A 14,501-nucleotide genomic window follows, 5' to 3' on the forward strand; every position below is an offset into this window, starting at 1 on the left:
GTTAATTAAAAGAAAAACGCGCTCGGTTGAAAGAGTTTTTCGACATCACCGATAAACTTCTTGTTTACTAAGAATAAAATAACATGATCTCCTTGTTCTATAACCGTTCTATCATGCCCCATTAGCACTTCATCTTGACGAACAATGGCACCAATGGTGGTTCCTGGTGGCAGTTTTATTTCGCTAATTTGTTTACCCACCACTTTTGAAGTGTTCGAATCACCATGAGCAATGGCCTCAATAGCCTCTGCCGCCCCACGACGCAATGAGTAAACATTGCAGATATCACCTTGGCGAATATGAGTTAACAGCGCTGAAATAGTGGTTTGCTGTGGTGAAATTGCAATATCAATATTGGCTTCTTGAACAATATCGACATAGGCTTCGCGTTGAATCAGCACCATGACCTTTTTGGCTCCTAACCGTTTCGCTAACAAGGCCGCCATAATATTTGCTTCATCGTCATTGGTGACGGCAATAAATACATCTGTTTGGTCAATGTGCTCTTCGTTGAGCAATTCTTGATCAGAGGCGTCGCCACAAAATACTGTTGTTTTATCAAGTTTTTCTGACAGCATTTCTGCTCGTTCTTGGCGATGGTCTATAAGCTTAACAGAGTGATTTTTTTGCAAACGCTTAGCTAAACCGAAACCAATGTTACCGCCACCGGCAATCATGATGTTTCGGTAAGAGTTATCAAGCTTTTGCATTTCACTCATGACGGCACGAATGTGGCGGCTGTCGGCGACAAAAAATACTTCATCATCGGCTTCAATAATGGTTGTTCCCCTAGGCATAATAGCTTTACCTTGGCGGAAAATAGCCGCGACTCTGGTATCAATATTAGGCATATGCTCCCGCAAGGTGGCTAACGCATTGCCTACAAGTGGACCACCATAATAAGCTTTAACAGCCACTAAGCTTAATTTACCGTCAGCAAATTCTAAAACTTGTAAGGCGCCTGGATACTCTACCAATCGATGGATGTATGCGGTGACTAATTGTTCAGGTGCAATCAATTCATCAATAATAAAGCCACCGCGAGGTTTCGCGTCACTGCCTTTTACTTCTGAATCAATAAACAGCTTTTCTCTTAAATCAAGGTATGGCTCTGAACGAATTCGAGCAATTTTGGTGGGCGTGCCAAACAATGAATAGGCGATTTGGCAAGCAGCCATATTACATTCATCACTGTTAGTGACGGCAATCAGCATGTCAGCATCTTCTGCGCCGGCTTCTTTTAGCACGTTTGGATGCGCACCGTGGCCAACGACAACCCGCAAATCAAACTTATCTTGTAGAATCCGTAATCGGCTGCGGTCATTATCAATCAAGGTAATGTCGTTATTTTCGCCTACTAAGTTTTCTGCGAGTGTGCCGCCAACTTGTCCTGCGCCCAAGATGATAATTTTCATATACTTGTTACTGTCCTTACACTGCTTTTACTAAACGAGCGTAGTAAAATCCGTCCATATTGTCTTGGCCGGGCAAAATTTGCCAGCCAATGTCATGCGCATTGGGTTGTTGTTCAATGGTGACTAATTTAGCGTCAGGTGTTCGTGCTAAAAAATGTTCCACTTGCTGGCGGTTTTCTTCAGGCAAAATTGAACAAGTGGCGTATAACAATGTGCCGCCTGGCTTTAACCATGTCCAGCAATGATCAAATATTTGCTGTTGAAGTTGCGCTAGCTCTTCAATATCTTTGTTTTTACGCAGCCACTTAATATCAGGGTGACGTCTGATGACACCCGTCGCTGAACAAGGGGCATCTAATAAAATACGATCAAACTGTTTGCCTTGCCACCAAGCGGGGATGTCTGCGGCATCTCCATGAATAACTTGCGCTTTTAAATTCAATCTGTCTAGATTCTGTTGTACTCTGGCTAAACGACTTTCATCAAAATCTACCGCAACCAGCTCGATTTCTGGCGCAATTTCTAATAAATGACAGGTTTTACCCCCCGGTGCAGCGCAGGCATCTAAAATTAATTCACCGTTTTGCGGGGCTAATAATGTTGCCGCCCATTGTGCCGCGCCATCTTGAACTGATGCTGCGCCATCTGCAAAGTGTGGCAATACATTCACATCTTTTGGGCTATCTAGCAATATAGCGTCTGGGCTTGAGCCTGCACTCGCGCCTAGCTCTTGCTCTGTTAAGGCTTGTAAGTACTCTGCGCGAGATTGCGACAATTGATTATTTCGCAACCACATAGGCGGTCTTTGATGGCTTTGTTCAATAATGTCTTGCCAGTGGTCTGGGTAAGCTTGTTGAATACGCTTAATAAACCACGCTGGGGTATTATATTTTAAGGTATCTGAGTCAGTATTTAATGGGGCATTGTTACGTTGTATATTTCGTAATACACCATTAACCACTTTGACTAAACCATCAAACTTAAGTTGTCGGCAGGCTTCAGCTGTTTCAGAAATCGCCGCATGGGCGGGTATACGGGTAAAGTATAGTTGGTAGCAACCGACTAATAGCAGTTGATACACTATGCGTTGCTTACCTTTAAAAGGTTTTGCTAAGCAATCACTGACACATTTATCGAGTTGAGGAAGTTGGCGCATGACGCCGTAACAAATCTCAGCTAAAAGTGCTTTATCTTTACTATTTTCTAAAGATTGTTGTTGGTTTGGCAGTGCTACTGACAGTGACACGCCTTTTTCTAACACATCAAAAATGGCTTTAGCGGCTAGTGCTCGCACATTCATGTTAGTTTGCCTCTTGGCTAAGTTGAGTGCCAACGGCAAACCAGTCGGCGCGAGAATTTAAAATATCGCCAACAGGCAGCGGCTTTTTGTTTGGCAATTGCATGGTTTCAATCACCAAGCAGCCTTGTGCGGTCGCAACAACAATGCCATTTTTATCAGCTTCAGTGATAGTGCCTGGACTTGCTTCGGTAACCGTATCATTGTAGCTAACTTTCCATACCTTGATGCTGCTTTGTTGGTGCTCAAAAAAGCTAACAGGCCAAGGGTTAAAGGCACGAACTTCTTGCCATAATTGTTTTGCAGGCTTGTTCCAATCTAACTTAGCTTCTTCTTTTGACAGCTTTTGCGCGTAGTTAGCGTCAGACTCATCTTGTTTGATGGCTGCTAACGTGCCTTCGCTTAATTGTGCTAAAGCATCAATTAGTGCCTCAGGCCCTTGTATGGCGAGTTTTTCATAAAGGGTTGCTGACGTATCAGTGTCTTCAATTTTCAGCGACGTTTTGAGTAGCATATCACCAGTGTCTAAGCCGATATCCATTTGCATGATAGTCACACCTGTTTCAGTATCACCTGCCCATAAGGCTCGTTGAATAGGTGCGGCGCCTCGCCAACGAGGTAATATCGAACCATGTACATTTATGCAACCAAGCCTTGGGGTGTCTAACACGACTTGAGGAAGAATTAACCCATAAGCCACAACGACCATTATGTCTGCATTTAACGAGGCTAACTCTAGTTGAGCTTCTTCAGTACGTAAAGAAGCTGGTTGAAGTACCGTAATATTATGCTCTTGAGCTAGTTGCTTTACTGGGCTTGGTGTGAGCTTTTTCCCTCTACCTGCTGGCCTGTCTGGTTGGGTGTATACCGCACATACATTATGTTCTGAATTGATTAATGCCTGTAAATGGCGCGCGGCAAAGTCAGGTGTGCCTGCAAATATAATATTTAACGGTTTCAAATTTATTCCTATGCTTCTTTTGCTGCTAAACGGGCTTCTTTTTCAAGTTTAGTTTTAATGCGTTGGCGTTTCAGCGGAGATAAATAGTCAACGAATAATTTACCTTGAAGGTGGTCCATTTCGTGTTGAATACAGATAGCAAAAAGCTCATCGGCTTCAACTGTAAATTCTTCGCCATTGCGGTCTAGCGCTTTTAGGGTGACACGTTCTTTACGATCAACCTTCGCGTAGATACCCGGCACAGATAAACAGCCTTCTTCATTTGCAAAGTCGCCTTCAGCGGCAATAATTTGTGGGTTGATGAAAATGGTAGGACGCTCAACATCATCTTGTAGATCCATCACAATTAATTGTTGGTGAAAATCTACTTGTGTTGCTGCTAAACCAATGCCTTTTTCGTGGTACATTGTTTCTAACATGTTATCAATTTGTGTTTGCAAAACAGGGCCGAAGTCGGTTACAGGCTTGGCTACCGTGCGCAAACGCTCATCTGGGAAACGTAAAACATTTAATAATGACATATATAAACTCTTAACAAGTCTGACAATTTTTAGCTAGTTAGCTATACTGACGATAAAAAATAGGATAATTTTAATCCTAACGGACTTCCAATAACAGTAAAAAGCTCAATTAAAGAGCTTTAAAACATGGACAACACCATGAAACGGATAATATTACTTGCATTTGTAACATTGAATATTTTCGGGTTGAATGCTGACACATTAACATTAAAAGCTGGGCATCCAGATACTTATATTGTTAAAAAAGGCGATACACTCTGGGATATATCTGGCTATTTTTTAAAAGATCCATGGCGTTGGCCTAAATTGTGGGGGGTAAACCCACAAATTGCGAATCCTCATCTAATTTATCCTGGCGACCGTCTAACATTAGTCTTTATTGATGGCCAACCTAGATTGGTCAAAAAACAGCATATCAAAAAGGGTGTTGAAGGACGTATTGTACCTAAAGATGGTGCCATACCGGCAATTGATTTAGCACTTATTCAACCTTACCTAGTGCAAAACCGTGTTGTTGCCCAAGAGTGGCTTGATGAGCAACCGATGGTGTTAAGTGGTGAAAGCCCATCTAAACATCATATTTTAGGTGATGTTGTGTATGTGAATGCGGATATGCCTGTAGGGCAGAAGGTGGCAATTTATCAACCTGGTCGCGAGTTTTCAGATACTGAAACCGGTGAAGATTTAGGTCGAGAAGTCATTTTAACGGCCAGCGGCAGAGTTACCGCAAATGGTGATGTGTCGAAAGTAGAGTTATTAAGTAACTTACGTGAAACTAAAATAGGTTATGCGGTCGTTCCTGTTGAGGATGATGCATTAATGTCAGCTTACTTTTTACCTACTGCCGCGGAGCTAGATGTACCAGCACACGTGTTAGCAACAGCAAGCCAAAATCGCGAAGCAGGTAAACTTGAAGTCGTTTATTTAGATAAGGGATTAGCTGCTGGGGTACAGCCCGGCCATGTATTTGCTATTTATCGTGATGGTGAAGAAGTTGTTCTAGATAATTCAGGCACGCCTGTTAGACCTGTTGATCGCTCAACATATGACAAATTAGTTGCGCATATTTCTGATGATAAAGTCTTTAAAGTACCAGATGTGTACCATGGAAACTTAATGGTATTTAAGGTGTTTGATAAAACAAGCTTAGGGCTAATTATGCAAAGTGATCGTGCCGTTCGGGTGAAAGATAAACTGATTACACCTGATTCTTTGATAGAACTTGGTGAGTAATCACTGATTCTCTGGTCGACTGGCTAGTTGTTTCCTCTGTATCTGGGCTAGGACCTGCTCGGGTAAAACAATTATTAGCTCACATGGATGTCGAGGAGTTGAGGCAAAGGTTGCAGTATGAACCTGAATCTTTACCTCTTTCTTCCAAAATAGGCGCAATTGACTTCAATAAAGTCGATAGCGCACTTAAATGGCTTGAACAGGCCGATAATCATTATATTATTGGTTTGTTTGATCCGCTTTACCCATCGCTTTTACAGCAAATTTATGACCCTCCGACCGTGTTATTTATTAAAGGCAATATCAATGCTTTATTGCCACCCTCAATTGCCATTGTGGGCAGCAGAAACATGTCTCTTCATGGTGCCAATACCACGGCTAAAATTGCTCAAGACCTCAGCCTTAAAGGGTTTTCAATAACCAGCGGTTTGGCTGCTGGCATCGATGGAGCAGCACACCAGGCTGTGGTGAAGTGCCAAGGTGTCACCATTGCGGTTTTAGGCTGTGGTATTGATGTGGTTTATCCTAAGCGGCATAAACAACTTTACATAGATATTCAACATGATGGTTGTATTGTCAGTGAGCTATGGCCGCAGGTGAGCCCTATTGCTAGTCATTTTCCCAAACGTAATCGTATTGTCAGTGGACTAAGCATTGGGACGTTAGTGGTTGAGGCTGCGCGTAAGAGCGGTTCATTAATTACGGCTCGTTTAGCAATGGAACAAAACCGAGAAGTGTTTGCTGTTCCAGGGTCTATTGTGGGTCAATACCATCAAGGTTGTCATGATTTAATTAAAAATGGAGTCAAACTTGTTGAGGATGCTGCCGATATAATAGAAGAATTATCAAGTTTATCTCAATTTCACCTTGATCAATTACATCAGCGTCACCATATTGAACAAAGTGAAATGAGTAATTTGCCATTTTCTCCACAGTTAGCTAGTCTGTTAAAAAGTGTTGGGTATGAAACGACAACAATTGATGCAGTCGTTGAGCACAGTGGAGAACCGCTAGATCTGGTGTTAGTACAATTGCTTGAACTTGAGTTACAAGGGTGGGTTGCAGTAGTGCCCGGTGGTTACGTCAGACTAAAGAGGAGTTAGCCATGTTTGATATCCTCATGTATTTATTTGAGAACTATGTTCATAGTGAAATTGAGTTATTGGTTGATGAAGATGAGTTAACCAAAGAACTGACTCGTGCAGGTTTTCATCAGGTCGACATTATTAAAGCATTGTCATGGCTTGAGCATCTAGCCGATTTGCAAGAAAGTGATCAACCGTATTTATGTAATCATGCACAGCAATCTTTTCGTATTTACACTAAAGCAGAAATGGCTAAGTTAGATGTGCAATCAAGAGGCTTTTTACTGTTTTTAGAGCAAATTCAAGTCCTCAGCGTTGAAACCCGTGAAATGGTTATTGACCGAGTGATGGAGTTAGACGAACCCAGTTTAGTGTTAGAAGACTTAAAATGGGTTGTGTTGATGGTGCTATTTAATGTGCCCGGAAATGAATCTGCATATGAGCAAATGGAAGATTTAATTTTTGAACAACCTGATGGTCGGTTACATTCATAAATTATTGAGTAAATGAAAGGAGGCGTGGCCTCCTTTTTTGATCTTGTGAACATAAAGTAAACTAATTTCAGCAAGCTTTAAGCAAAAATATTTACCCTTACCACGTTGGAAGCAAACTAGAAGTCCTATGTCGAAAATTGATCAGCAATTATTTAGTGCCCATGAACATGCTTTGGAGAAAGAGTTTGAGCTTTGTCCAAAGTGTGGTTGCGAACTGTCGGTCAAGCATAGTAAACATGGCAGTTTTGTCGGCTGCAATAATTATCCGACTTGTGATTATACTAGGCCATTGGTTCAGCATGAATCGATTGAAACTCAAGTCATCGAAGGCTCGGCTTGCCCTGAGTGTGGCGGTGAACTGGCTGTTAAGTCAGGTCGGTTTGGTATTTTTATTGGCTGTACTAATTATCCCCAATGCCATCATATTGAAAAACATGATCATAACGATGAACAAGAGTCTATTACTTGTCCGCATTGTAAAGCTGGCATGTTAGAGTCAAGAACCAGCCGTTATGGCAAAACATTTTATGCCTGTAATCACTATCCAAAATGCAAATACATTGTTAATTATCAGCCGGTCAACGAGCCTTGCCCTGACTGTGGTTTTGGTATACTAGTATTGCGTAAAGGCGCCGCAGGACAACGCCTTGAGTGCCCTCAAAAAGCCTGCAAATTTAAACGCCCTATCTAAAACAATATAATTTAAGGACAGATCATGTTGCAATTGCAGCCACACGAGGTTGTTGATGTTATTAATGATGGGGGAGTTATTGCTTACCCTACTGAAGCCGTTTATGGGCTGGGTTGTGATCCTGACAACGATGAAGCGATAACAAAGTTGTTGGCGGTTAAGCAACGTCCTTGGCAAAAAGGCTTAATTTTGGTGGCGAGTGATTTTGCACAATTAACCGATTATATTGATCAACAACAGCTAACTGAGCAACAACTTGAGCTTGCCTTTTCAAAGTGGCCTGGGCCATTCACGTTTGTTATGCCGATTAAACCGCATGTGTCACAAATGCTGTGTGGTCAGTTTGATTCTATTGCAGTAAGAGTGTCAGACCATCCTGTTATTCGAACACTTTGCGACACGCTAAATAAACCGTTAGTATCAACCAGTGCAAATTTAGCGGGTGAGCCTCCAGCACTCAGTGGTCAGCAAATTTTAGCTGATTTTGAGGGTAAAATAGCGGCACTTGTGCAAGGAGAGTTAGGCGAGCAACGCCAACCGTCGACCATTATTGATGCACGAACAGGGCAAATCTTACGCAATGGAAACTAATTTTATGCAAACAAGCTCAGAGGCGAGTTTACCTAACGCTGATCAAGTAAAAAGCTATTTATTATCTCTGCAAAAAAATATCTGCCGACGTTTAGAAGCGTTAGACGGTAAAGCCACATTTAACGCTGAATCGTGGACCCGAGAAGAAGGCGGTGGCGGTACCAGTATGGTACTGACAAAAGGTAGCGTTTTTGAACAAGCAGGGGTTAACTTTTCACATGTGATGGGTGCATCTATGCCTGCGTCTGCCACAGCGCATCGCCCTGAACTTGCTGGTCGCAGCTTTGAAGCTATGGGCGTTTCGTTAGTGATTCACCCCAATAACCCTTATGTTCCAACAACTCATGCAAATGTACGGTTTTTTATTGCCCGTAAAGAAGGGGCTGACCCTGTTTGGTGGTTTGGCGGTGGATTTGATTTAACACCTTATTATCCTTTTGAAGAAGATGTGATTAGCTGGCATCAAACCGCCTATGACATTTGTGCCCCCTTCGGTGCAGATGTCTACCCTAAATATAAAAAATGGTGTGATGATTATTTCTTTTTACCTCATCGTAATGAAACCCGTGGTGTGGGTGGATTGTTTTTTGATGATTTAAATGCGCCAGGTTTTGAGCAAAGTTTTGCCTTTATGCAAGCGGTAGGTAATGGGTTTATAGAAGCCTATGAACCCATTGTTGAACGAAATAAAGCGCTTGAATATCAAGACGAAGAACGTCAATTTCAACTTTACCGACGTGGTCGTTATGTGGAATTCAACTTGGTTTATGACCGTGGGACATTATTTGGTCTGCAAACGGGTGGCCGCACAGAATCCATTTTAATGTCTATGCCGCCACTTGTACGATGGGAATATGGTTTTACTCCTGAAGAAGACACGCCAGAAGCTGAGTTATATGATTATTATCTTAAACCGCAAGACTGGTTAGGGTTAAATAAATAATTTATTCTCACGCCACTTTATTGGTTGCGCATATGGTCCGCTAATGTAGAAAGAGCCTGAATGATCGCTTGTCGATGTTCAGGCTTTTTTACACACTTATCTAAGGCCGCTTGCATACACAAAAGCCACTGGTCTCGCATAGACTCATCAATAGCAAAGGGCATGTGTCTTGCTCTTAATGCAGGGTGACCATATTTTTGTTGATATAACTGCGGCCCACCTAACCAACCACTAAGAAACTCATATAATTTTACTTCAGAATCTGCAATAGGTGCACGATGTAAAGCCAGAAGAGGCTGAGTATCCGCTCTTGTTTGCATTTGTTGGTAAAATTCATGTGCGATAGCTTTAATCACTTTATCGCCACCAATCAGGTCATAAGCATTCGATTGCTTTGGGGGACTGTCTTTCGTCGGGCTCATTTTTTGTACTACCTTTTTAAACCAGTTCATTTCTTTCCCTCACAAATTTCGTCTTGCATTATACGTATTAGCAAACGTTTGTCGTTAATCATTGTCGCGCTAACAATGTGGTTAATGTTTTGAAACGATTTAGTTAATTTTTTCGTTTTGTTTTTGGGGTTAAGTTGTTAGATTGGCCACAAATAAACAGGAGAATAATAATGACTAAGATGATGCCATCTTTGGTGATGATAGCTGTCACTGCAACCCTTATGGGTTGTACTCAAGCTGAAGCGCAAGACCCTAAAGTCACCATTAATAAAAACCCTTATCCAAGTACTTACCAAGTGTTGCCGCGTCAAAAAACAATTTTAAAAAACGCTACGGTACTCACGGGAGTGGGTGAAAAGCTTTTGAATGCAGATGTTGTAATGCTAGACGGTAAAATTATTGCAGTAGGTCAAAACCTTGCTGAAGATGGTGCGTCGGTTGTTGACGCAACAGGGAAGTGGCTCACACCTGGTATCATTGATGTACATTCTCATTTAGGCGTGTACCCAAGCCCTCATGCAGAGTCGCATGAAGATGGCAATGAAATGACTAATCCTAATACTGCCGAAGTTTGGTCTGAGCACAGTGTTTGGCCACAAGATCCCGGCTTTAACCGTGCCCGAGAAGGCGGTATAACCACATTACAAATTCTACCCGGATCGGCTAACTTGATCGGTGGACGCGGTGTCACACTTAAAAATGTGCCATCAGAAACTATGCAAGGGATGAAGTTTCCTCAAGCGCCTTATGGTTTAAAAATGGCGTGTGGCGAAAATCCTAAAGGTTTATACGGTAGCCGAAACCAACTGCCAATGACACGTATGGGGAATATGGCAGGCTATCGCCAAGCGTTTATTGAGGCGACAGAATACAAAAGGGCCTGGGATAAATATGAAGCCGACTATAATGCGGGTAAAAATGTTCAAGCGCCTAAACGAGACCTCATGTTAGATACATTAAAAGGGGTGTTAGAGGGTGAAATCCTAATCCATAATCATTGTTATAAAGCTGAAGAAATGGCGATGATGATCGATTTAGGCAAAGAGTTTAATTATCACTCAGGCACATTCCACCACGCCATTGAAGCCTACAAAATTGCCGATAAACTTGCTGAAAATGGTAACTGTGCCGCAATGTGGCCAGACTGGTGGGGCTTCAAAATGGAAGCCTATGACATGGTGCTGGAAAATGTTGCGATTGTTGATTCCGTTAAAAACTCTTGTGCGGTAGTGCATTCAGACTCATCAGTGACCATACAGCGCCTAAACCAAGAAAGCGCCAAAATCATGCACAGTGCTAATGCTAATGGCTTTGACTATAAAGAAGAGCACGCTATAAGTTGGATTACTTCAAATGCGGCTAAATCACTAGGCATTGCAGATAAAACCGGTTCATTAGAAGTGGGCAAAAATGCAGATGTAGTGATGTGGAATCAAAACCCATTCAGCGTTTATGCCAAAGCAGAGCAAGTGTTTATTGACGGCGCAAAAGTATTTGATGCTAATGATGAACGCTACCAAGCTCAAAGTGACTTTCTATTAGGACAACAATAAGGTGCCAGTGATGAAAAAATTAACGCAATCTTTACTCGCCTTATCAGTGGCAAGTGCAATGTTTACTACTGTAGGTGTTGCTAACGCAGAGTCGTTCGCAATTACCAATGCAAAAGTGCATACCTCAACCGAACAAGGCGTCATCGACAATGCGGTAATTATTGTCAATGATGGTGTTATTACTAATGTTGCAGCCACAGATAAACTCACTTCATTTGAGGTTGACTCTGTTATTGACGCCCAAGGGAAAATAGTCACGCCGGGTCTGATAAGCTCAATGAATATTCTTGGGTTAGTCGAAGTCAGTGCAGTAGCTGATTCAAGTGACGCTAGAGATAAAAAAGCGGATATTACTTTCGACGCTAGCTATGGCTACAACCCTAAAGCAAGTAGCATTGCCTACACTCGAAAAGGCGGCATTACCCGTAATGTTGTTACGCCAGCGGGTGGCGAGGATATTTTTGCAGGACAAACCTTTGTTGCTGATTTATCAGGTGATTGGGATAGCATCACCCAAGCCAATAATGCTGTGGTGGTTGAATTGGGTGCCAACCATGAAGGTTCTCGAGTGATTTATACTCAGCAGCTTGTGAATGAATTAGAAAAAGCCCACAAAGCGTTAACCAAAGACAGTAAAGATAAAGAAGCAGATGAACCAGAAGCTGCAGATAAAATTCTGAATCAAATACTCCAAGACAAAAAGCCCTTGGTCGTTGCGGTTGAACGCGCTAGTGATATTCTTATCGTACTTAAACTTAAGCAACAGTATGATTTGAATGTAGTGCTAGTTGGCGCGGCAGATGCCGTACTCGTTGCCGATGAAATTGCTAAAGCCGAAGTTCCTGTGATTATTGATGCAATGCGCAATTTGCCAGAAAATTTTGACTCATTACATAATCACTTAACAAATGCCGCTAAGTTAGATGCTGCAGGGGTAAAAGTTATTTTATCGAGTTTAGGTGATAGTCATAATGTTTATAGTTTACGTTATAGTGCCGGTACCGCAGTGGCAAATGGTATGGATTATAATGCCGCATTAGAGGCAATGACTGTCAACGTCGCTGAAACCTTCAATATCAATAGTGGCCAAATTGCCAAAGGCAAAGTCGCTGATATTGTGATTTGGTCTGGTGATCCATTTGAATATAGCAGCCAAGTGTTGACAATGTTTATTAATGGCGAACAACAAAGCACTGAAAGTCGTCATGATAAACTGCGCCAACGTTATACTACGCCTTCAGATTTACCTAGAGCGTATACAAAGTAATAAAGAGAGAATATTGATGACCGAGCAGTATGCCGTATTTGGAAACCCGATTGCGCAAAGTAAATCACCTTACATACACGGTGAGTTTGCTAAACAAACACAGCAAAACATGCAATACCAAAGCATACTGGCTCCGGTTGATCAATTTAAACAGACTCTACAAGCCTTTATTGCTCAAGGAGCAAAAGGTGCCAATGTTACCGCACCATTTAAAGAGCAAGCATTCGCAATGTGTGATGAGCTGAGTGAATTAGCACAACTTGCCGGTGCGGTTAACACTTTATCCTTTACTGCTGAGGGTAAAATTCTAGGAGACAATACCGACGGTGTCGGTTTAGTCAGTGATCTGCAAACACAGCTGGGTGCAATAAAAGGCAAGCGAGTATTACTGGTTGGTGCTGGCGGAGCGGCAAGGGGATGTATATTACCGTTGTTGCAAGCGCAAATCGCCGAGCTAGTGATTTGTAATCGTACCTATAGTAAAGCTGAAAATCTTGCCTCTATTTTTAAACCCTATGGCAATATCACCGCAAAGGCTATTGAAGCGTTAAACCATCCTTTCGATATCGTAATCAATTCAACTTCGGCTGGCTTAGCGGGTGGGCTCATCAGTTTGCCAAAAGAGATAATCAGTCAACATACAGCATGTTATGACATGACCTATAGCAAAGACGTTACGGTATTTAATCAATGGGCATCATCAGTCGGGGCAAATAAGGTTGCCGATGGTTTAGGCATGCTTGTGGGGCAAGCGGCTAAAAGCTTCAGTATTTGGCGTGGAGTGTACCCACAAACAGAAACCATTATGCGAACCTTACGCCAACAAATGGTATAAGGTAAAAGTTACCACATGTAGGTTTATCAAGTTTGATAGAGAGCAGAGTATGAATCAAAGTGTGATTATTGGTGATGAATTAACTATAAGTCATGAGACTGTAGGCTTTTATGCACTTAGCCAAGGGATGAAAATTAACTGTTCCCTCAGTTTTAACAAATTAAACCAATTAACAGGTGAAGCGGTAACCCCTGAGAATGCAGAAGCCCTTTTTGAACGAGCTAGATTTGATATAGAAGACATCGCGGAAAAAGCGATAAAGAACCAGTGTCATGAAGATAACGAGTTATTGTTATAATTGCACTACCAAACAATGATAGAAATAAAGTGTGTGGCAAACCGATGCCACACACACTATCACATAAACGATTAGTAACTGACTTCCTGCTGAACTTCAACTAAATATTCATTCTTCAATATTACATAATTCTCAGACGACTTAGGCAAAAAAGCTTTTTCAGCGGCAGTGAGCTCACGCACTTGTTTACATGGGCTTCCCACATATAAATAACCACTCTTGAGCACTTTATTAGGCGGGACTAAACTTCCAGCACCAATAATGACATCATCTTCAACGATGGCACCATCTAATAAAATAGCTCCCATACCCACTAAAACTCTGTTACCAACACTGCAACCATGAAGCATTGCTTTGTGACCGATTGTGACATCATCACCAATAAGTAATGGAAAACCATCAGGGTTACTGTCAGATTTTCGAGTCACATGTAATACAGAACCGTCTTGAACATTTGACCGCTTGCCTATTCTAATAATATTGACATCACCACGTGCAGCAACCAAAGGCCAAATACTCGCATCTTCATCTAATTTGATGTCTCCAACAAGCACAGCGCTGCTATCTACATAGACATTATTAGCAAATTCAGGGTGAATGCCTTGGTAAGATCGTAAGTTTGTAGTCATAAATATCCTTAAAAATGGCGTTTTTTGACAGTATAATGCCTAAAAACTAGCTAGTCAGGTTAATTTGTCGACAAACACGTTAAAAAATACAAAAAACTTCAAAAAAGGGGTTGCGCAAAAATCTAAGCTCCCTATAATGCGCATCCACTGACACGGCACAGCAGCAAACACAAGGTGTATGCAGCAAGCCAGACAGCTTGATTTGAACGGTAAATAACCTCTCAAATCAACGGCGA

The 14,501-nt window shown here is 41.9% G+C and carries 16 protein-coding genes; 10 read left to right on the plus strand and 6 right to left on the minus strand.

Annotation, left to right across the window (positions count from 1 at the left end; all coding sequences use genetic code 11):
- Positions 1-5: 5 nt before the first annotated feature.
- From trkA to def, 4 genes are read right to left on the minus strand one after another with little or no spacing between them, the layout of a single operon-like run.
- On the minus strand, positions 6-1,415 hold the full coding sequence (trkA, locus tag L2672_RS14390) for a Trk system potassium transporter TrkA (protein WP_248996535.1): 1,410 nt from the start codon (positions 1,413-1,415) through the stop codon (positions 6-8).
- 16 nt (positions 1,416-1,431) lie between these two features.
- A complete protein-coding gene (rsmB, locus tag L2672_RS14395; RefSeq protein ID WP_248996536.1) occupies positions 1,432-2,715 on the minus strand; it encodes a 16S rRNA (cytosine(967)-C(5))-methyltransferase RsmB in 1,284 nt (427 codons plus the stop codon).
- A gap of 1 nt (position 2,716) precedes the next feature.
- Entirely contained in the window at positions 2,717-3,673 is a 957-nt protein-coding gene (gene fmt / locus L2672_RS14400; RefSeq protein WP_248996537.1) for a methionyl-tRNA formyltransferase, read from the minus strand.
- An 8-nt stretch (positions 3,674-3,681) separates the two neighbouring features.
- Positions 3,682-4,194: a peptide deformylase gene (gene def / locus L2672_RS14405; protein WP_248996538.1), complete on the minus strand. Its 513-nt coding sequence runs from the start codon at positions 4,192-4,194 to the stop codon at positions 3,682-3,684.
- Positions 4,195-4,320: 126 nt separating this feature from the next.
- Here def and L2672_RS14410 point away from each other — a divergent pair, with 126 nt between their 5' ends.
- The 6 genes from L2672_RS14410 (at position 4,321) to hemF (ending at position 9,231) form a co-directional block, all read left to right on the plus strand.
- Entirely contained in the window at positions 4,321-5,427 is a 1,107-nt protein-coding gene (locus L2672_RS14410; RefSeq protein ID WP_248996539.1) for a LysM peptidoglycan-binding domain-containing protein, read from the plus strand.
- 110 nt (positions 5,428-5,537) lie between these two features.
- Positions 5,538-6,530 carry a DNA-processing protein DprA gene (dprA, locus tag L2672_RS14415; RefSeq protein WP_458601777.1) on the plus strand — a complete coding sequence of 331 codons (993 nt, stop codon included), beginning with the start codon at positions 5,538-5,540 and terminating at the stop codon, positions 6,528-6,530.
- A gap of 2 nt (positions 6,531-6,532) precedes the next feature.
- Positions 6,533-7,006: a DUF494 family protein gene (locus L2672_RS14420; RefSeq protein ID WP_248996541.1), complete on the plus strand. Its 474-nt coding sequence runs from the start codon at positions 6,533-6,535 to the stop codon at positions 7,004-7,006.
- Between the two features lie 127 nt (positions 7,007-7,133).
- Positions 7,134-7,697, plus strand: a complete 564-nt coding sequence (locus L2672_RS14425; RefSeq protein ID WP_248996542.1) for a DNA topoisomerase family protein — start codon at positions 7,134-7,136, stop codon at positions 7,695-7,697.
- A gap of 24 nt (positions 7,698-7,721) precedes the next feature.
- The gene (gene tsaC, locus L2672_RS14430) at positions 7,722-8,288 is read left to right on the plus strand and encodes an L-threonylcarbamoyladenylate synthase type 1 TsaC (protein WP_248996543.1); all 567 of its coding nucleotides are present in this window, start codon (positions 7,722-7,724) and stop codon (positions 8,286-8,288) included.
- Between the two features lie 4 nt (positions 8,289-8,292).
- Complete coding sequence (gene hemF, locus L2672_RS14435) at positions 8,293-9,231, plus strand: oxygen-dependent coproporphyrinogen oxidase (protein ID WP_248996544.1); 939 nt, start codon at positions 8,293-8,295, stop codon at positions 9,229-9,231.
- 17 nt (positions 9,232-9,248) lie between these two features.
- On the opposite strand, the gene L2672_RS14440 is transcribed toward hemF, so the two are convergent.
- The gene (locus tag L2672_RS14440) at positions 9,249-9,683 is read right to left on the minus strand and encodes a group II truncated hemoglobin (protein WP_248996545.1); all 435 of its coding nucleotides are present in this window, start codon (positions 9,681-9,683) and stop codon (positions 9,249-9,251) included.
- 170 nt (positions 9,684-9,853) lie between these two features.
- On the opposite strand from L2672_RS14440, the gene L2672_RS14445 reads away from it, so the two are divergent.
- From L2672_RS14445 to L2672_RS14460, 4 genes are read left to right on the plus strand one after another with little or no spacing between them, the layout of a single operon-like run.
- Entirely contained in the window at positions 9,854-11,236 is a 1,383-nt protein-coding gene (locus tag L2672_RS14445) for an amidohydrolase (protein ID WP_248996546.1), read from the plus strand.
- A gap of 10 nt (positions 11,237-11,246) precedes the next feature.
- Positions 11,247-12,503 carry an amidohydrolase family protein gene (locus L2672_RS14450; RefSeq protein WP_248996547.1) on the plus strand — a complete coding sequence of 419 codons (1,257 nt, stop codon included), beginning with the start codon at positions 11,247-11,249 and terminating at the stop codon, positions 12,501-12,503.
- 16 nt (positions 12,504-12,519) lie between these two features.
- Positions 12,520-13,338, plus strand: coding sequence for a shikimate dehydrogenase (gene aroE / locus L2672_RS14455; protein ID WP_248996548.1), 819 nt, complete (start codon positions 12,520-12,522; stop codon positions 13,336-13,338).
- Positions 13,339-13,387: 49 nt separating this feature from the next.
- Positions 13,388-13,636 carry a DUF1488 family protein gene (locus L2672_RS14460; RefSeq protein WP_248996549.1) on the plus strand — a complete coding sequence of 83 codons (249 nt, stop codon included), beginning with the start codon at positions 13,388-13,390 and terminating at the stop codon, positions 13,634-13,636.
- A 71-nt stretch (positions 13,637-13,707) separates the two neighbouring features.
- Here L2672_RS14460 and L2672_RS14465 read toward each other — a convergent pair whose 3' ends face one another.
- Entirely contained in the window at positions 13,708-14,265 is a 558-nt protein-coding gene (locus L2672_RS14465; protein WP_248996550.1) for a gamma carbonic anhydrase family protein, read from the minus strand.
- Positions 14,266-14,501: the final 236 nt, after the last annotated feature.

This window comes from Shewanella gaetbuli, assembly GCF_023284065.1.
GTDB classification, from domain to species: domain Bacteria; phylum Pseudomonadota; class Gammaproteobacteria; order Enterobacterales; family Shewanellaceae; genus Shewanella; species Shewanella gaetbuli.